Here is an 18,333-nt window from a genome sequence, read left to right as displayed (position 1 = left end):
ATGGAAATTGGACGTGTATCGACGGCGATGGTCACTCCTTTTTCATCAACGGGTGAAATTGATTACGACAAAACGGAAAAACTGATTGAACATCTGATTGCAAATGGAAGTGATTCATTGGTCGTCTGTGGGACGACTGGTGAATCGCCTACCCTTTCTGTAGAAGAGAAAGAATCACTATTTTCGTTCACGGTAAAAACAGTAAACAAGCGCGTACCTGTCATTGCGGGAACGGGCACGTTTTCTACAAAGGAAACAGTCAAGCTTACACGGATGGCGGAACAAGCAGGGGCTGACGGCATTATGCTGGTCGCACCTTATTACAACAAACCCGATCAAAAAGGAATGTACGCTCACTTCTCGCTTGTTGCAGGGGAAACCAGCCTGCCGGTGATGCTCTACAATATTCCAGGTCGGTCGGCCGTCAATATGCTTCCAGAGACGCTTATCGCTTTATCGAAAATACCAAATATCCGGGCGGTAAAAGAAGCTAGTGGGAGCCTTGACCAGATGGTGGATATCATTTCAGGAACGGATAATGGATTTTCCGTTTACAGCGGAGATGACGCATTAGCGTTACCGACTCTAGCGATAGGTGGAAAGGGAATCGTATCCGTCGCTTCACACGTCGCTGGGAATGAAATGCAGCAGATGATAGCAGCGTTCAAAGAGGGGCGGACAGAACAAGCCGGTGCGATGCATAGAGCGTTACTTCCTTTGTTCCGGTCAATTTTCTCTGCACCTAACCCGGTAATGGTGAAATACGCATTAGAAAAATGCGGAGTCCAAACAGGGGGAGTCAGATTGCCATTAATTGGGATGGGTGGCAAGGATGAAGCCTTCGATAAAGTCTGGGAAAATTATGAAAAAAACCTTCATATTTTCAATTAATCAAAGCCGGTATCAAATACCGGCTTTTTTTGTTTGTACAGATAGCTCCTCTCCCGTATAATGAAACATAGTCGTTATGGACGGGAATTATTAATAGGAGGAAACAAAGTGACAAAAACTCAAAATGAAGTAATTAAAATCATTCCGCTCGGCGGAGTGGGAGAAATCGGGAAAGCGATGTACGTAGTCGAAGTCGATGACGAGCTTTTCATCGTTGACGCGGGACTCATGTTCCCTGAAGGAGAAATGCTAGGAATTGACATTGTAATTCCGGATATAAGTTATATCGAAGAAAACAAAGAACGGGTAAAAGGAATCTTCCTGACACACGGTCATGAAGATGCAATCGGTTCTATTTCATATCTTTTGCAAAAAGTACAAGCGCCTGTCTATGGTTCGAAATTGACAATTGCACTGGCAAAAGAACACCTGAAGCAAATGCCGGCCCCCCAGAATGTTAAGTTTTTTGAAGTGACGAACAAAAGCCGGATGAATTTCAAAGGTACGTATGTGACATTCTTCCATACGACACACAGTATCCCAGATTCGCTCGGAATTGTTTTCCATACGAGTGAAGGCGCGATTGTGCATACAGGAGAATTCAAATTCGATCAGTCTGCTAAAGGCAAGTATCGTCCAGATATAGCGAAGATGGCTGCACTTGGCGAAGAAGGCGTCTTCATTCTTATGTCGGACTCTTCCGAAGCAGAGCGTCCAGGTTATACGACATCTGAATCGGTTATTGAAAAAAGCCTTTCTAAAACGTTCCACGGAGCTGAAGGCAGAATTCTAGTTGCACTTTATGCCTCCAACTTCATCCGTATCCAACAAGTTTTCGATACAGCGTTCGAAACAGGCAAAAAAGTGGCGGTCGTCGGTAAAAGTTTGGAAAGTTATTTTGAAGTCGGCATGAAACTCGGTTATTTGACGATTGAAGATGACATTGTTATCCCTGTCAAAGAAATCGAGAAGTATGACGATGATCGAGTTGTCATTATCGTCACAGGCAACCAAGGTGAGCCGCTGGAAGCTCTTGAGAAGATTGTTCGTAAACAGCATAGAGATGTGCGCATCAAAGAAACGGATACAGTTCTAATTACGTTTACGCCATCTCCGGGTATGGAAGTATCTATGTTCCAGACGATGAATGACCTTGCAAAAGCGGGAGCTTCGGTTCTTACTTCAAGTAAAAATGTTCACGTATCAGGGCATGGCAGTTCGGAAGACTTGAAACTGATGCTGAACTTAATGCAACCTAAATATTTCATTCCAATCCAAGGCGAATACCGGATGCTTATTGCGCATTCGAAGCTGGCACAGGAGACGGGAATGCAAAAGTCACAAGTATTTATTGCGGATAAAGGCGACATCGTTGAATATAAAAACAATAAAATGCGTATGAGCGGACGCGTTCAAGCGGGTAATATCCTGATTGATGGAATTGGAGTAGGGGACGTTGGAAATATTGTTCTCCGTGACCGCAAACTCCTTTCACAGGACGGGATCTTTACAGTTGTTGTAACGCTAAATCGTAAACAGAAACGTATCGCTGCCGGACCCGAAATCGTCTCTCGCGGATTTGTCTATGTACGTGAATCTGAAGAGCTTCTCGGTGAGTCGGCAAACCTCGTTACCAAAATTGTTGAGAAGTATGTGAATAAAGAGACGTTCGAATGGACAAACATTAAACAAGAGATACGCGATACACTTAGTTCGTACTTATACCAACAAACAAAAAGAAGGCCAATGATTATTCCTATCATTATGGAATACTAATTCAAAAACTATATAAGTTGAACATATGAATACGTGTATAATTTGAGCGTAGGCGCCTAGGGGGAGCAAGAGCCATAAGACTATTAGCCAAGCAGTCAGTCTTATGGCGGAAGGCATCCCAAAAGTGCCGAAGCGTATTTGAGGGAAATCTTTATTTCAATTTATATAAAATCTATAAAAACGTTACAAAGGGTTTCCTTGCCGTCTGACCGGCGGGAAACCCTTTTTTGTAAAAAGGAGGCAGCGTAAGAACATGTCGAAGAAAACAAGTAAAAAGAAAAAGAAATCGGCCGCTCAGAAAAAGAAATCATCCGAGTTGCATCCTTTGATATATGAAGTGATGGGCTTGGTAATGATCGGCCTCGCAATCATCATCATATTCGAATTCGGGGTTGTCGGGAGAGGACTCTCCTCCTTGTCTAGATTTATTTTTGGCAACTGGCATGTTGCAATCCCATTGTTGCTCATTGTACAGGCGCTTATGTTCATGATTAAACAGAAGGTAGGCGGTTGGAGAAACCGTGTTGTGGGAGGCAGTTTATTCATCTTGGCGAGCCTTGTTCTGTTCAGTCATGTCCACCTGTTTAAGGAGTTGTATGAAAGTCGTGTTCTTATGACGGATTCCGCGCTAAAAGAGACATGGAAAGTGCTCGTCACGAATGATGGCATTACATCGAGGAGTGGGGCACTTGGCGGGGGGATGGCGGGAGCATTTCTCTTTGCTATGTTTTACTCGTTATTCGATTCGGCCGGAGCAACAGTTGCAGGCATTTTATTCTTTCTCATTGGTCTTGTCCTCATAACTGGAAAAGCACTAGTCCCCTATGCGGTTGAACATTTACCTAAGTTGCTAGGGTCTTTAAAAGACTTATCCTTTAAAAAAGCACCGCCCGCTAAAAAGTCTGTCAGCCAATCGAGAACAACGCGCTCGAAAAAGAACGCAAAATCAGTGGAGGAACAACCAGCAGGAAATTCAGCAGGACTCCAGCCGGAAGTCGAGGAAGTCGTGTCACAACCGATCATCTCGGCATTTAGTGAACGGATTGATAAGCCAGTTGAGGATGAGCAAGCGGCTGTTGTGGAAGAACAGCAACAAGAAATTACCGGCGAGATCATCGGAGAAATTGCTGCCTATACAGGTGTGACGGGGGAAGAAGAGAATGAATCTTATATCCTGCCCCCCGCATCCTTACTGAAACAAACACCCTTAATCGATCAATCGGAAGAATATAATTCAATACAGGCGAATGCCCAAAAGCTAGAACGAACTTTTCTCAGTTTCGGAGTGAAAGCAAAGGTCACTGAGGTACATCTTGGACCGGCTGTCACGAAATATGAAGTATTGCCGGATACGGGGGTCAAAGTTAGCCGTATCGTCAGCCTTGCCGATGATATTGCACTCGCGCTAGCAGCAAGTGGTATCCGTATTGAAGCACCAATTCCCGGAAAGTCGGCAATAGGTATCGAAGTCCCAAACAGTTCGGTTGCAGTTGTCAGTCTCCGTGAAGTCGTTGAAGCGAAAGAAAATAATCGGCCAGATTCAAAATTGATGATTTCACTGGGACGTGACGTTACAGGACAGGCGATGCTCACAGAGTTGAACAAGATGCCACATGTACTTATAGCTGGCTCCACAGGAAGCGGTAAAAGTGTATGTATCAACGGTATTATCGTCAGTATATTAATGCGTGCGAAACCGCATGAGGTGAAAATGATGATGATCGATCCAAAAATGGTGGAGCTGAATGTCTATAACGGCGTTCCTCATCTTCTTGCGCCTGTCGTCACTGATCCGAGGAAAGCGTCACAAGCGTTGAAGAAAGTTGTCTCTGAAATGGAAAGAAGATATGAATTGTTTTCTCATACGGGAACTAGGAATATTGAAGGCTATAACGAGCATATCGAAGTGTGGAATGAAGAGAATGATGAAAAACACCCGCGCATGCCGTACATCGTTGTTATTGTGGATGAGCTAGCAGACCTTATGATGGTCGCATCCAGTGATGTGGAAGATTCGATTACAAGGCTTGCGCAAATGGCCCGTGCCGCAGGGATCCACTTGATCATCGCTACACAGCGGCCGAGCGTCGATGTTATTACGGGAATCATTAAAGCGAATATCCCTTCGCGTATCGCATTCGCAGTGTCGTCATCGATTGATTCTAGAACAATCCTAGACAGTGGCGGGGCGGAAAAACTGCTTGGTAGGGGAGATATGCTATTCCTTCCGGCTGGTGTTGCGAAACCGGTACGAATTCAAGGCGCTTTCGTCACAGACAGTGAAGTTGAGGCTGTTGTCGATTTTGTGATTGAACAACAAAAAGCGCAATATCAGGAAGAAATGATCCCGACAGATATTGAGGAAGTAGCTCCGCATGAAGAAACAGACGAGTTGTATGATGAAGCAGTTCAACTCGTGACAGATATGCAGACAGCTTCTGTATCACTGTTGCAGCGTCGTTTCAGAGTCGGCTATTCGAGGGCGGCACGTATCGTTGATCAGATGGAAATGCGCGGTGTAGTTGGGCCGCCTGAAGGCAGTAAACCGCGTCAAGTGCTGATGACTAAGGATGAAGCGGACATCCATTCGTAATTGGGGTGACTCAATAGGTACATTTCAGCACTTTAAAAGAACACATTCGTAATATTTTTCAAAAGTGTTGTTTATTTTATGTGACGAAAGTGATATAGTATGGTTGATTAGTAGTGACGTTTAACATCAGAGGTCTGACCTCGTTGAGGGGGAGATGTAATGATGGTAAAAACGGATCAAAGGCATTTGTATGTTCAGGTGATTGAACGTCTGAAAAAGGATATAGAATCGGGCATATTCAAAGAGAATGAGCGGTTCCCTTCGGAATTCGAACTCGCTCGTACGCTTGGTGTCAGCCGTGCAACACTCCGTGAAGCGCTTCGTGTGTTAGAGGAGGACAAAGTCATCGTCCGTAAACACGGTGTTGGAACATTTGTTAATCCTAAACCGTTGTTTTCTTCGGGCATTGAACAGTTATCAAGTGTTTCTTCTATGATTCGCGATGCAGGGATGGAGCCGGGAACGATTTTTATGGATGTTTCAGAAACACCTCCGTGTGAAGAAAACATCGCTAAATTTGACTGCGGTGGGGATGATCGTTTAGTTACCATTAAAAGAGTAAGGACTGCGGATGGCACTCCAGTCGTCTATTGTATCGATCAGGTGCTTTCAAAAAACCTTTCGTCGAGTACTGAAGAACTATTGAATGACTCTATATTCGATGCAATCGAAAAGTCTGGCACAATCCGTATCGTTCAAGCTGTGGCGCATATTGAGCCTGTTGGATATGATGATGAAGCATCGTCCATCTTGAGATGTGGTGTCGATGTTCCGCTACTCGTCCTCCTGCAACATCATTACAGTGAGGAAGGCGAAATGGTCCTTTACTCTAAAAACTATTTCCGGGCTGATAAATTCAGCTTCCACGTTGTACGAAAAAGGGTATAAGACGTTAATACGTCCTACTAATATGAAGAAAACAAGGGGGTTCCAACAATGAGCAAACGTAAATTTGGTCTTGCATTATCAATGGTCCTAGCTGCTGGTACAATTCTTGGCGCATGCGGAACGGATAAAGCAAAAGACAAAGAAAGTTCTACAGGCGGTTCGAAAGAAGATACATTTTCGATTGCAATGGTAACTGATACAGGCGGCGTTGACGACAAATCGTTCAACCAATCTGCTTGGAAGGGAATCCAGGATTTCGGTAAGGAAAACAATCTTGAAAGAGGCGACGGCGGATTTGAATATCTGCAATCTAAAGAGGATGCTGACTACCCGCCAAACTTGAACAAACTTGTTCAACGTGACTTCGATCTTATTTTCGGAATCGGCTTCCTGTTAAAAGATTCTCTTGAAGAAGTAGCTACACAGCGTCCAGACAATCAGTTCGCACTTGTTGATGAAGTTTCTGACATGCCAAACATTGCAAGCCTAATGTTTAAAGAGCAAGAAGGGGCATTCCTTGCAGGAGTAGCAGCTGCCCGTATGACAAAGTCTGATAAAATTGGTTTTGTTGGCGGTATGGATATTCCGGTAATTGAACGTTTTGAAGCTGGCTTCCTTGCAGGAGTAGCAGCAGTGAAACCTGACCTTAAAGTTGACGTTCAATATACGGGCGATTTTGCAAAAGCTGAACTTGGTAAAGCACTTGCAAACCGTATGTATTCTTCAGGCGTAGATATTATTTTCCACGCTGCTGGCGGTTCAGGTACTGGTGTATTCGCTGAAGCGAAAGAACGTAAAAAAGCAGATCCAAATGACTATGTTTGGGTAATCGGTGTTGACTCTGACCAGTATGAAGAAGGTAAAGTGGGCGACGATAACATTACTTTAACTTCAATGCTTAAACGTGTAGACATCGCAGTTAAAAACACAGCTGATCTAGCTGCTAAAGGTGAATTCCCAGGTGGAGAAGTAACAACTTTCGGTCTTGCTGACGATGGTATTGCACTTGCTGATTCACACGGAGCGATTCCACAAGAAGTGCTAGACGAAGTGGAAGAGTTTACAAAGAAAATTGCAGACGGTGAAATCGAAGTTCCAGAATTCAGAGCTAAAAAGAAATAAAAGTATAAGCAATCATGAAGACCGAAGTAGTTCGGCCTTCATGATTTAAATTAATAGAAGAAAAGATTCCGTACAAGGTTTCTTTTCTTGTGTTAATTTAATCTTACATACGCATACGCGAGGGAGTGGACCCAGTGGAATATGTTATAGAAATGCTGAATATCCGAAAGGAGTTCGGTAATTTTGTTGCCAACGACGATATAACTCTTCAGCTTGAAAAAGGTGAAATTCATGCTTTATTAGGTGAGAACGGCGCAGGGAAATCTACATTAATGAACGTTCTGTTTGGTCTTTACCAGCCTGAAGGCGGAGAAATTAGGGTGCGAGGAAAAGCAACTGCCATTACGGATCCCAATGTCGCGAATAATTTGGGTATCGGAATGGTGCATCAGCATTTCATGCTAGTAGAAAATCTGACAGTCACAGAAAATATCATTCTAGGTAATGAACCGAAAAAAATGGGTATGATTAACGTGAAGGACGCTGCAAAAAAAGTAGCTGAAATTTCGAAGTTATATGGACTTGACGTGGATCCTTATGCAAAGATTGAGGATATTTCGGTTGGTATGCAACAACGGGTTGAAATTTTGAAAACGCTTTATCGTGGAGCGGAAATTCTTATTTTTGATGAACCAACTGCATCTTTGACGCCCCAAGAAATTACTGAACTGATTTCAATCATGAAAAAACTGATTGAAGAAGGAAAATCGATTATTATCATTACACACAAACTGCAGGAAATAATGGATGTATCTGATCGTGTGACGATTATCCGTAAAGGTAAAGGGATTGGAACGGTTATTACTTCAGAAACGAATCCAGAAGAGCTGGCGACGTTAATGGTAGGACGTCAAGTGACGTTCAAAACAGAAAAAGGACCCTCCCATCCCACAGAGGAAGTACTTCGCATTGAAAATCTTGTCGTCGAAGACTATCGAGGGATTAGGAAATTGAAAGGATTGAATCTCTCTGTCCGCAAAGGTGAAATAGTAGGGATTGCAGGAATTGATGGAAATGGTCAATCTGAATTAATAGAAGCAATAACAGGTCTTCGTAAAGTGAAAAGCGGAAAAATATTTCTTGATTCCAAAGATATCACGGGAAAAAAACCGCGTGAGATTACAGAATCGGGTCTGGGTCATATTCCCCAAGATCGTCATAAACACGGACTAGTTCTTGACTTCTCTGTTGGCTATAATGCAGCTTTACAAAGCTATTATAAAAAACCTTTTTCCAAAAATGGCATCATGAATTATAAAGTCGTATCTGAAGAAGCAAAAGAAATCATCGAGATGTTCGACGTACGGACGCAAGGTGAGCATGAGTTGGTCCGTGCGCTTTCAGGCGGTAATCAGCAAAAACTTATCATCGGCCGTGAAGTGGTTCGGAATCCAGATTTACTTATCGCTGCTCTTCCAACACGGGGTCTTGATGTCGGTGCGATTGAATTCATTCATAAAAGATTAATAGAGCAACGTGATAATGGAAAAGCTGTTCTTCTTATTTCGTTTGAATTGGATGAGGTCATGAATGTTTCTGACCGTATTGCAGTTATTTACGATGGTGTTATTGTAGATACGGTAATACCTGTTGAAACAACTGAACAGCAACTGGGTCTTCTGATGGCTGGCCACTCGAAGGATGGGGCTGTCAGTAAAGGGGAAGAAGTTGTTTTGAAAGAAGGTGATGATCACCATGTCGAATAAAGTTGTAAATATATTGGTACCCATCATCTCGATTATTCTAGGACTGCTTGTCGGGGCAATCGTTATGTACTTTAGCGGATACAATCCGATTGTTGGATATACTGCATTATGGAATGGTATTTTCGGAGATATGTATTCAATAGGAGAAACGATTCGTCAAATAAGCCCTTATATATTAGCGGGTCTTGCTGTTGCTTTTGCATTCCGTACAGGGCTCTTCAATATTGGAGTAGAAGGACAATTGATGGTTGGCTGGTTTGCAGCAGCATACGTCGGAATGGCGGTTGAACTGCCGAAAATCATTCACTTACCGCTTGCTCTTATTGCCGCGGCATTGGCAGGAGCACTCTGGGGACTTATTCCAGGCATTTTGAAGGCGACACTTCAAGTACATGAAGTTATCGTCACAATCATGATGAACTATATCGCGCTTCATACAGTGAATGCGCTGATTAAAGCAGTCTCGGATGGCGGCTATAAGACTGAGAAAATTCATCAAACTGCATCGCTTCGTTCAGAATTTCTGTCCAATTTGACCGACTTTTCTACGATGCATTATGGGATTTTCGTTGCACTTGCGATGGTGGCGGTCATGTGGTTCATCTTGGAAAAAACAAAAACAGGTTTTGAGCTTAAATCGGTCGGTTTTAATGACCACGCTTCTCAATATGCAGGAATGAACGTGAAAAAGAACATTATCCTGTCTATGGTAGTCTCGGGTGCATTCGCGGGACTTGGAGGTGCGATGGAGGCTCTTGGAACATTTGGTAACATGGTGAATCGCGGTGCATTCACTGGTATTGGATTTGACGGGATTGCCGTCGCCTTATTAGGCGCAAATACGCCTCTTGGGGTTGTGTTCGGGGCATCACTGTTCGGATCATTAAAATATGGTGCCGGCAATATGCCGAATGAAGCAGGAGTACCAATTGAAATTGTTTCAATTGTCATTGCACTTATCATATTCTTTGTTGCATCAGGCTATATCATTCGGGTTCTTCTTAGCAAGATGAAAAAGAAAAAGGAGGCGAAATGATATGAGCATTCTAGAGATACTTTATTTCATTATCCCGATGACCATTTCATACGCTGCCCCTCTTATTTTCACTGCTATCGGAGGCGTCTTCTCGGAACGTGCGGGTGTAGTAAACATCGGACTCGAAGGACTAATGGTAATGGGTGCTTTTATCGGTATTTTATTCAATCTGATTTACGCTGACACTTTCGGTGCATGGACACCGTGGCTTGCATTACTTGTGGCAATGGTTGTTTCTGCCGTCTTCTCTATTATGCATGCTGTTGCATCAATTACATTTCGTGCTGACCAAGTGGTGTCAGGGGTGGCCATCAATATGCTTGGTATTGCCATTGCTTTGTTCTCTGTAAAAATGATCTATGGTAAAGGGCAAACCGATTTTATCCAACAGAGCATCCCACGTTTCAATGTTCCGATTTTACATGAAATTCCGTTTATCGGACCGCTACTTTTCAAAGGGATTTATGGTTCTTCGATATTAGCGATCGGACTTGCTTTTCTAGCATGGTTCATTATCTATAAAACGCCATTTGGCCTTCGTCTTCGGTCAGTCGGCGAACATCCGATGGCTGCCGATACGATGGGCATCAATGTAACGAAAATCCGTTATATTGCGGTTATTATATCGGGAGGCTTGGCAGGTATTGGTGGAGCTATTTATTCGCAAACGATGACGAATGATTTTAGTCATGCCACGATTAACGGACAAGGATTCATGGCACTTGCTGCGATGATTTTTGGTAAATGGCATCCGATTGGTGCGATGGGCGCTGCATTGTTCTTCGGATTCGCACAAGCGCTTGCGATCAGTTCGTCGAGCATCAGTTTCATGGAAAACGTTCCAGCTGTTTACTTGCATATCTTGCCGTACGCATTGACGATTCTTGCGCTTGCAGGATTTATTGGAAGATCGAAAGCCCCAAAAGCGAGCGGGGAACCTTATATTAAAGGAAATCGTTAAAAAATGAAAATACCTCGATAGTCTGTTACGTTGGACTTCGAGGTATTTTTGAGCCTATAGAAAGTAGGTCACATATCCATGTAGGGATTGCTTTTTTAAAATGCCTTACCTGTTTATTTGCATCTTTAGACTTACGGAATGTATAGTGAAGTGAGGATTCCGCATATTAACTAAAACAGAGGTGTTTATATGTTCAAAAAAGTCGAGTTACAAGAAGGCGTCACATTATATATCCGTAAGTCAGAACAATTCAAAACCGTCAATTTTTCTGTCAAGTGGAAAACAGCCCTTGATGAAAAGAAAGCGGCACATCGCGCAGTGTTGGCAAATGTCTTGGAAGATTCTAATGGCCGTTACCAAACACAAACCGAACTCCGCAATGCCTTGGACGAATTATATGGAACAGTCTTGTACACGGATGCTGGAAAACGTGGGGAGACTCATATCGTGTCGCTCTCCGCTGAATGTGTTAATGACGAATATCTTTCAGAAGGCGGAGTGCTTGAAGAAGTGTTCAGCCTGATCCAGACAGTGATCTTTGATCCCAACGTGGAGAACGGACAGTTCGATGAATCAGTTGTCAACCGTGAAAAAAGGTCTGTGAAAGAGCGAATTCGTTCACTTTACGATGACAAGACACGATATGCGCAAAAGCGTATGCTTGAAATAATACGTCCCAACAGCGCAGCTTCGGCACCCTCGTATGGAACGGAAGCGGACGTAGACGCACTTACCTCTGCAGATTTGTTTGCAGCATATGAAAGCATGTTAAATGAAGATGAAATCGATATCTATGTTGTAGGCGATATTGACGTTGAGGAGATGACTGAGAAAATTAGGTCATTATTCACGTTCAATGGCCGTTCAGTACATGGACGCCAATCAGCAGCACAACCCCCGGCAGATAAGGATAAAGATGTCCTCCATGTTCAGGAAAAGCAAGACATGAAACAAGGGAAGCTACATCTTGGTTTCAGTACACCTATTACTTTCCGCCATCCCGATTATTCAAAAATGCAAGTGACCAACGGAGTTTTCGGTGGTTTTGCGCACAGTAAGCTATTCATGAACGTGCGGGAAAAAGAAAGTATGGCGTACTACGCATCAAGTTCTTATTCTTCCCACTATGGACTTCTCTATGTAATGGCAGGTATCGATGCTGAACTTGAGGAGAAAGCCGTTAAACTTATTAAAGAACAACTGACAGCACTCCAACAAGGTGAAATTACAGACCTTGAAATGGAACAGACGAAAGCGTTACTCGCCAATGGTATTAAAAGTGCATTTGATTCCGCACGAGGACAGATTGAAGTATTCGATCAATACAAAGAACTGGATGAAAATTTCACTGCAGAAACAATCATTTCTGGCTGGGAATCTGTTTCCAAAGAGGATGTAAAAAACATGGCTTCTGAAATTAAACTAGAAATCGTTTATCTGTTATCTGGCAAGGAGGCTAACTAAGATGGAAAAGATTCAATTCGATAATTTGCAGGAAACATTATATAACGAGAAGCTCGCCAATGGATTGGACGTCTATATTTTACCAAAGCGTGGATTTTCAAAAACATTTGTGACATTCACGACTAAATATGGTTCAATCGACCGGACATTCATACCACGCGGAAAGACTGAAGAAGTGACGGTTCCGGACGGTATCGCTCATTTCCTTGAGCATAAAATGTTTGAAAAAGAAGACGGGGATGTTTTCCAGAAATTTAGTGTGAACGGGGCTTCCGCCAATGCGTTTACTTCATTCACACGAACTGCTTATTTGTTCTCTGCTACAGATAAGTTGTATGACAATACAGAGATTCTACTGGATTTTGTGCAGGAGCCTTATTTTACGGAAAAAACAGTTGATAAGGAAAAAGGAATCATTGCCCAGGAAATAACGATGTATGATGATCAGCCGGATTGGCGTTTATATTTTGGCACAATTGAAAACCTGTACCATGAGCATCCTGTGAAAATTGACATTGCCGGTACGGTCGCCTCGATTCAAGATATCACGGCGGACTATTTGTATGAATGCTATGAAACCTTCTACCATCCGTCCAATATGGTGCTTTTTGTTGTTGGTGCTGTTGATCCTGCGGAGATGATGGCATTCATTAAAAAGAATCAGGATGCAAAAACATTCGATGATCCTGCAGAAATTGTACGAAGTTTTCCAACAGAAGCGGATACCGTTGCATTGTCTGATCGGACACTTGCTATGGATATATCGAAACCGAAATTTAATATGGGTTTGAAATGCAATAAAACGGATATTGAAGGAGAAGAGATGCTCATTCAAGAACTTTCCGCAGGGCTTGTCCTTGATATTCTGTTTGGCAGATCCTCCGATTTCTTCACGGAAGCCTATAATGATGGGCTTATCGATGAATCGTTTTCATATGACTTCACGATGGAAAACGGATTCGGTTTCGCGATGATTGGTTCTGACACTGAGCAGCCAGAGCAACTGGAGAAAGAAATCCGGACAACGATACAAAATGCTGTGAAAACGTGGCCTATAACAGATTTAGAACTAAATAGGATGAGGAAAAAGAAAATTGGCCAATTCATGCGTTCATTAAATTCACCTGAATTTATCGCTAACCAGTTTACACGTTACACGTTCAATAACATGAACTTGTTCGATGTTGTGCCGACGCTCGAAAAATTAACGCTCGAAGATTTGAAAGATGCATTCCATACATTTTCAGATGAAAGCGGTCATACGGTTTATTCAATCGTTCCAGCTGAAAAGGCACAATGACAGAACGGAAATACTGCGTCGTTCTTGGCGCATCTGGTGGAATAGGCGAGGCGATTAGCCGGGACTTAGCATCAGCAGGCTGGTCGCTATTCCTCCATTACAATGAAAACGCAGCACATATCGGGAATTTGCAGAGGGAACTGATTGTGGATTATCCGCAATCAGATTTTCTATTGGTTCAGGCGGATTTCAGTACGCTTGACAGTGCGGAAACACTTGCTAGACAAGTCCGGCATGTTCGTGCTGTCGTTGTTGCGAATGGCCAATCGATGATGAAACTATTAACGGAAACGACTGCGGAAGACATGGATGCATTATGGAAAGTTCATGTACAAAACCCTGCACGATTTATAGGTCTTGTCTCTCCTCAATTACGCAAATTTGAACAATCATACATTGTAATGATAGGTTCAATTTGGGGCAATACAGGGGCGGCCGGAGAAGTGATGTATTCTGCTGTGAAGGGGGCACAACATGCTTTTGTGAAAGCGTATGCGAAAGAAGCAGCCTTATCAGGAATTCGCGTCAATGCTATCGCTCCGGGATGGATTGAAACCCGCATGAACAGTGATATACCAATGGACGAACGACAGATGGTCATCGATGAGATTCCGCTTATGAGAACAGGGACGCCCGCGCATGTTGCCGAAGCGGTGAATTTCCTGTTAAGCGGCAAGGCAGATTACATAACGGGCGAAATTATGAAAGTGAATGGCGGCTGGTATATTTGAGACAGGAAAGGGAAGGACCACAATCCTCGTTCTCTATTTCCCCTTTTTCCTTTTCATAATGCGTTAAATCCGCTATCATAGAACTAAGTTGCTTCTTGTGCGTCCTATAAGTAGTACGTGTTCAAAAAAACGGCAAAGGGGTGTGTGTCGGATGGGTGAATGGTATCTTGAATACGAAATTCAGGTTAACCGTCCTGGTCTTCTGGGTGATATTTCGTCGCTGCTTGGAATGCTACGCGTGAACATCGTTACAATTAATGGTGTCGATGGCGGACATCGCGGAATGTTGCTGCGGGCTGATAACGACGATCAAATAGCACGTTTTGAACAAATCGCTGAAACGATGGAAACAATTCATGTGATAAAAATTCGTGAACCGAAGTTGCGCGATATTCTTGCGGTCCGGCATGGGCGTTATATTCAGCGCGATGCGGATGAAAGAAAAACATTCCGGTTTCTGCGAAGAGATCTCGGGATTCTGGTTGATTTCATGGCAGAAATCTTCAAGCAAGAAGGCCATAAATTGATTGGTGTACGCGGGATGCCGCGTGTTGGGAAAACTGAATCGGTTGTTGCCGCTAGCGTCTGTGCGAACAAAAAGTGGATTTTCCTTTCATCGACAATGATTAAGCAAACGTTGCGTAAAAACTTAGCGGGCGATGAATTCTCTAAAGATAATATCTTTATTCTTGACGGAATCGTTACACGGCAGGCGGAAGATGAGCGCCATATGCAACTCGTTAGGGAAATGATGCGCATGCCATCTATAAAAGTGGTTGAGCATCCGGATATGTTTGTTCAGCATTCCGAATATAATATTGAAGACTTTGATTACATTATTGAATTACGAACAGATCCAGATCAAGAAATTACATATGAAATGATGGAAAAAAACCATATGATGTCCGACCGTGGAACAATGGATGGATCGGGTTTGTTTAACTTCTGATAGGCAGGTGTTTTTGGTGACCGGATTAGGTGATCGTCTCAAGCAGGCGAGAACGGCTAAAGGATTTACATTGGATGATTTACAGTCAATAACGAAAATACAGAAACGGTACCTTTCCGGTATCGAAAACGAAGATTTTAGTATGATGCCCGGTTCATTTTATGTGCGGGCGTTTATCAAGCAATATGCGGAGGCGGTAGGCCTTGATCCCGATGAAATGCTTGCTATGTATAAAGATACAGCTCCAGCAGTGCCGGCTGAAGAAGAATCGGGTCAGCTTTCTTCACCGACATTAACACGCAAAAGGGGTTTGAAAAGCAATACACAGCTAAATGAAATGATGCCGAAAATAATTGTTGCTTTATTTATCATCGTTATCTTGGTTGTTATTTGGACTCTCTATCAAGGAACATCTCCTGGCAAACAGGTGGACGTGGATAGCGGCGGGACGAATTCGCCAGTAACAATGGAAAATAGCAAGCAGGATCCTCCTAAGGCCGACAAAGATAAGGCAGAGGAAAAGCCTGTAGTAGAAGAAGAAGTAGAAGAAGAACCGGAGCCAGAACCCCAAGCTTTAACTTTTGAAAGTGCAAGCGGGGAAACATCAATGTATGGGCTAACCGGAGCGGAATCATTCCAACTTGAGATTCGCTTAACGGGAGGATCTTGGATCGGTGTTAAAGATAATACCGGAAAAGAATGGATGACACCTGCACGTGTTATGAACGCAGGAGAATCGATTGAATTTGATGTCTCTGCAACAGACAATGTCAGAATCCGTGTAGGGCGCCCAATGTCTACTGAAATCTATGTAAACGGAGAGTTACTTGAGTACGGCGTACCGCCACAGGCAACTGTTCCGCAAAACATTGTGATTGAATACAAGAAAGAGTGATAGTCATCTACTTCAGATGACTATTTTCTTTGAAAGGATGAGTGTAATTTATGAATTTGCCAAATAAAATAACTATATCACGCGTTCTGCTCATTCCGGTTTTTATGGTTTTCATGCTAGTCGATTTTAAAATGGGCACGATAACTGTCGCTGGTACTGAAATGATGAAAGAACATTTAATTGGTGGACTCCTTTTTATTATTGCTTCTATAACAGACTGGTTAGATGGCTATATCGCAAGGAAAAATGGTCTTGTAACGACTATGGGGAAATTCCTCGATCCTCTTGCTGATAAATTACTCGTTTCTGCTGCACTCATTATACTTGTTGAAATGGGTGTAGCTCCTTCGTGGATTGTTATCATCATCATAAGCCGGGAATTCGCTGTCACGGGACTTAGGCTTATCCTTGCAGGCGGCGGAGAAGTTGTGGCGGCCAACCAGCTCGGAAAAATTAAGACGACAACACAGATCTTGGCGATCGCTTCCCTGTTGTTGAACAATATATTTTTCGAATCGATTGGCGTGCCTTTCGGTATCATAATGCTTTATATTGCGCTCTTCTTTACAATTTGGTCGGGTGTAGATTATTTCTATAAAAACAGACGCGTATTAATTGAGTCAATGTAAGGGGGTGGGAAGCTATGAAAGCGGAGATTATTGCAATTGGTTCAGAATTATTGCTGGGGCAAATTACGAATACAAATGCAAAATTCATTTCATTAAAGCTCGCAGAAGTTGGCATCGACGTTCATTATCAGACGGTAGTGGGTGACAATCCGGATCGTTTGGATGAAGTAATTGAAATTGCGCGGAAACGTGCAGATGTTTTAATTTTTTCTGGCGGACTCGGGCCGACGAAAGATGATATGACAAAAGAGACCATCGTGAAACATATTGGTACGACGTTAGTCAGCGATGACGAGGCGCTGCTTTATATTCAACAGTATTTCGAACGAAGCGGTCGGGTAATGACAGAGAATAATAAGAAGCAGGCACTTGTGTTTAAAGGCGCGAAAGTCTTACCGAACCGTAAAGGAATGGCGCCTGGCATGGCTGTAGAAAAGGATGGCGTTCGATACATCCTTCTGCCAGGCCCGCCGCATGAAATGGAGCCGATGTTTACAGATGAGGCCATTCCTTATCTGCTGGGCGCTGCAGGGAAAAAAGAAGTGATTACTTCCAGGGTGCTGAAGTTTTATGGTATTGGTGAGGCTGAGCTTGAGCACCGAATCCAGCACATTTTGGAGAAGCAGACGAATCCGACAGTAGCACCGCTGGCAACAGCCGATGCTGTAACGCTGCGCATCACTGCAAAGGCGGAATCAGAGGCTGCTGCGTTTAAGCTTATTGCACCTATGGAAAAAGAAATCCGCTCACTGGTGGGGGACTATATCTACGGCACAGATGAGGATACATTGTCATCTAAAGCTGCTGAACTCCTAATGCGAAATGGTTGGACAATAGCTTCTGCAGAAAGCTTGACGGCAGGTCTATTTATGGCAGAATTAGCCGGTGAACCGGGAATTAGTTCGTCACTTGAAGGTGGCCTGGTTGTCTATAACGAGAAAACGAAAACCGAACAGCTTGGTATAGAACAGTCTTTGCTGACGGAATATGGCGTAGTTAGTGCAGAATGCGCCGCCGCTCTTGCGGTAAACGTAAAACGAAAGTTTAATGCTGATATCGGAATCGGCCTCACTGGTGCGGCGGGGCCAGACTCCCATGATGGAAAGCCGGTTGGTACTGTTTGGATTGGTATCTCTTCTGCAAACGCTGAAACCGAAACGTATAAATTGTTGCTGTCGGGTTCAAGAAATGTGAATCGTCTCAGAGCAGCAAGATTTGCGCTCTATTATCTCATCAAATATCTGTCTGCCAAAGAAAGCTAAATTCAAAATCTAAGCCATTTTCTCACTTAAATTTTGAATATACCCCTTATTCTCATTTAAATTCTCCTTTTAAGAAAAAATGACGAATAAATGTTCGCTTATTTATTGAGTATTTCTCAATAAAGGAGTA

General features: G+C 43.2%; 15 protein-coding genes. All 15 read left to right on the top strand.

All coding sequences use genetic code 11. From position 1 onward, the window contains the following. The 15 genes from dapA (at nucleotide 1) to MKZ11_RS21235 (ending at nucleotide 18,203) form a co-directional block, all read left to right on the top strand. Nucleotides 1–891 carry a 4-hydroxy-tetrahydrodipicolinate synthase gene (gene dapA / locus MKZ11_RS21305; RefSeq protein ID WP_340796351.1) on the top strand — a complete coding sequence of 297 codons (891 nt, stop codon included), beginning with the start codon at nucleotides 1–3 and terminating at the stop codon, nucleotides 889–891. A 108-nt stretch (nucleotides 892–999) separates the two neighbouring features. Further along, nucleotides 1,000–2,667 (top strand): ribonuclease J, encoded by a 1,668-nt coding sequence (locus MKZ11_RS21300; protein ID WP_340796350.1) that lies wholly within the window; start codon nucleotides 1,000–1,002, stop codon nucleotides 2,665–2,667. 253 nt (nucleotides 2,668–2,920) lie between these two features. Next, complete coding sequence (locus MKZ11_RS21295; protein ID WP_340796349.1) at nucleotides 2,921–5,260, top strand: FtsK/SpoIIIE family DNA translocase; 2,340 nt, start codon at nucleotides 2,921–2,923, stop codon at nucleotides 5,258–5,260. A gap of 159 nt (nucleotides 5,261–5,419) precedes the next feature. Further along, on the top strand, nucleotides 5,420–6,148 hold the full coding sequence (locus MKZ11_RS21290) for a GntR family transcriptional regulator (RefSeq protein WP_340796348.1): 729 nt from the start codon (nucleotides 5,420–5,422) through the stop codon (nucleotides 6,146–6,148). Between the two features lie 48 nt (nucleotides 6,149–6,196). Then, the gene (locus MKZ11_RS21285) at nucleotides 6,197–7,270 is read left to right on the top strand and encodes a BMP family lipoprotein (protein ID WP_340796347.1); all 1,074 of its coding nucleotides are present in this window, start codon (nucleotides 6,197–6,199) and stop codon (nucleotides 7,268–7,270) included. A 134-nt stretch (nucleotides 7,271–7,404) separates the two neighbouring features. Continuing rightward, complete coding sequence (locus MKZ11_RS21280) at nucleotides 7,405–8,976, top strand: ABC transporter ATP-binding protein (RefSeq protein WP_340796346.1); 1,572 nt, start codon at nucleotides 7,405–7,407, stop codon at nucleotides 8,974–8,976. Continuing rightward, the gene (locus MKZ11_RS21275; protein WP_340796345.1) at nucleotides 8,966–10,012 is read left to right on the top strand and encodes an ABC transporter permease; all 1,047 of its coding nucleotides are present in this window, start codon (nucleotides 8,966–8,968) and stop codon (nucleotides 10,010–10,012) included. Before MKZ11_RS21280 ends, MKZ11_RS21275 begins: the two co-directional genes overlap by 11 nt. 1 nt (nucleotide 10,013) lies before the next feature. Beyond that, the gene (locus MKZ11_RS21270) at nucleotides 10,014–10,973 is read left to right on the top strand and encodes an ABC transporter permease (RefSeq protein ID WP_340796344.1); all 960 of its coding nucleotides are present in this window, start codon (nucleotides 10,014–10,016) and stop codon (nucleotides 10,971–10,973) included. A gap of 189 nt (nucleotides 10,974–11,162) precedes the next feature. Then, nucleotides 11,163–12,437 carry an EF-P 5-aminopentanol modification-associated protein YfmF gene (gene yfmF, locus MKZ11_RS21265; protein ID WP_340796343.1) on the top strand — a complete coding sequence of 425 codons (1,275 nt, stop codon included), beginning with the start codon at nucleotides 11,163–11,165 and terminating at the stop codon, nucleotides 12,435–12,437. 1 nt (nucleotide 12,438) lies between these two features. After that, nucleotides 12,439–13,737 (top strand): EF-P 5-aminopentanol modification-associated protein YfmH, encoded by a 1,299-nt coding sequence (gene yfmH, locus MKZ11_RS21260; protein WP_340796342.1) that lies wholly within the window; start codon nucleotides 12,439–12,441, stop codon nucleotides 13,735–13,737. Continuing rightward, nucleotides 13,734–14,468, top strand: coding sequence for an elongation factor P 5-aminopentanone reductase (ymfI, locus tag MKZ11_RS21255; RefSeq protein ID WP_340796341.1), 735 nt, complete (start codon nucleotides 13,734–13,736; stop codon nucleotides 14,466–14,468). Before yfmH ends, ymfI begins: the two co-directional genes overlap by 4 nt. 151 nt (nucleotides 14,469–14,619) lie before the next feature. Continuing rightward, nucleotides 14,620–15,417 (top strand): DUF3388 domain-containing protein, encoded by a 798-nt coding sequence (locus MKZ11_RS21250; protein ID WP_340796340.1) that lies wholly within the window; start codon nucleotides 14,620–14,622, stop codon nucleotides 15,415–15,417. A 16-nt stretch (nucleotides 15,418–15,433) separates the two neighbouring features. Continuing rightward, nucleotides 15,434–16,312, top strand: coding sequence for a helix-turn-helix domain-containing protein (locus MKZ11_RS21245; RefSeq protein WP_340796339.1), 879 nt, complete (start codon nucleotides 15,434–15,436; stop codon nucleotides 16,310–16,312). 50 nt (nucleotides 16,313–16,362) lie between these two features. Continuing rightward, the gene (pgsA, locus tag MKZ11_RS21240; RefSeq protein ID WP_340796338.1) at nucleotides 16,363–16,941 is read left to right on the top strand and encodes a CDP-diacylglycerol--glycerol-3-phosphate 3-phosphatidyltransferase; all 579 of its coding nucleotides are present in this window, start codon (nucleotides 16,363–16,365) and stop codon (nucleotides 16,939–16,941) included. A 14-nt stretch (nucleotides 16,942–16,955) separates the two neighbouring features. Next, complete coding sequence (locus MKZ11_RS21235) at nucleotides 16,956–18,203, top strand: competence/damage-inducible protein A (protein ID WP_340796337.1); 1,248 nt, start codon at nucleotides 16,956–16,958, stop codon at nucleotides 18,201–18,203. The last annotated feature ends 130 nt before the right edge of the window (nucleotides 18,204–18,333 follow it).

The organism is Sporosarcina sp. FSL K6-1508, from assembly GCF_038007465.1.
In the GTDB taxonomy this organism is placed as follows: Bacteria; Bacillota; Bacilli; order Bacillales_A; family Planococcaceae; genus Sporosarcina; species Sporosarcina psychrophila_B.
Note: the sequence above shows the minus strand (reverse complement) of the source record. Positions and strands in the feature narration are given on the sequence as shown.

Bases quoted from the DNA above. Each gene is read 5' to 3' on its own strand.
- dapA (WP_340796351.1), top strand. From the start codon at position 1: ATGGAAATTGGACGTGTATCGACGGCGATGGTCACTCCTTTTTCATCA.
- MKZ11_RS21295 (WP_340796349.1), top strand. From the start codon at position 2,921: ATGTCGAAGAAAACAAGTAAAAAGAAAAAGAAATCGGCCGCTCAGAAA.
- MKZ11_RS21290 (WP_340796348.1), top strand. From the start codon at position 5,420: ATGATGGTAAAAACGGATCAAAGGCATTTGTATGTTCAGGTGATTGAA.
- MKZ11_RS21285 (WP_340796347.1), top strand. From the start codon at position 6,197: ATGAGCAAACGTAAATTTGGTCTTGCATTATCAATGGTCCTAGCTGCT.
- MKZ11_RS21275 (WP_340796345.1), top strand. From the start codon at position 8,966: ATGTCGAATAAAGTTGTAAATATATTGGTACCCATCATCTCGATTATT.
- MKZ11_RS21270 (WP_340796344.1), top strand. From the start codon at position 10,014: ATGAGCATTCTAGAGATACTTTATTTCATTATCCCGATGACCATTTCA.
- yfmF (WP_340796343.1), top strand. From the start codon at position 11,163: ATGTTCAAAAAAGTCGAGTTACAAGAAGGCGTCACATTATATATCCGT.
- yfmH (WP_340796342.1), top strand. From the start codon at position 12,439: ATGGAAAAGATTCAATTCGATAATTTGCAGGAAACATTATATAACGAG.
- ymfI (WP_340796341.1), top strand. From the start codon at position 13,734: ATGACAGAACGGAAATACTGCGTCGTTCTTGGCGCATCTGGTGGAATA.
- MKZ11_RS21250 (WP_340796340.1), top strand. From the start codon at position 14,620: ATGGGTGAATGGTATCTTGAATACGAAATTCAGGTTAACCGTCCTGGT.
- pgsA (WP_340796338.1), top strand. From the start codon at position 16,363: ATGAATTTGCCAAATAAAATAACTATATCACGCGTTCTGCTCATTCCG.
- MKZ11_RS21235 (WP_340796337.1), top strand. From the start codon at position 16,956: ATGAAAGCGGAGATTATTGCAATTGGTTCAGAATTATTGCTGGGGCAA.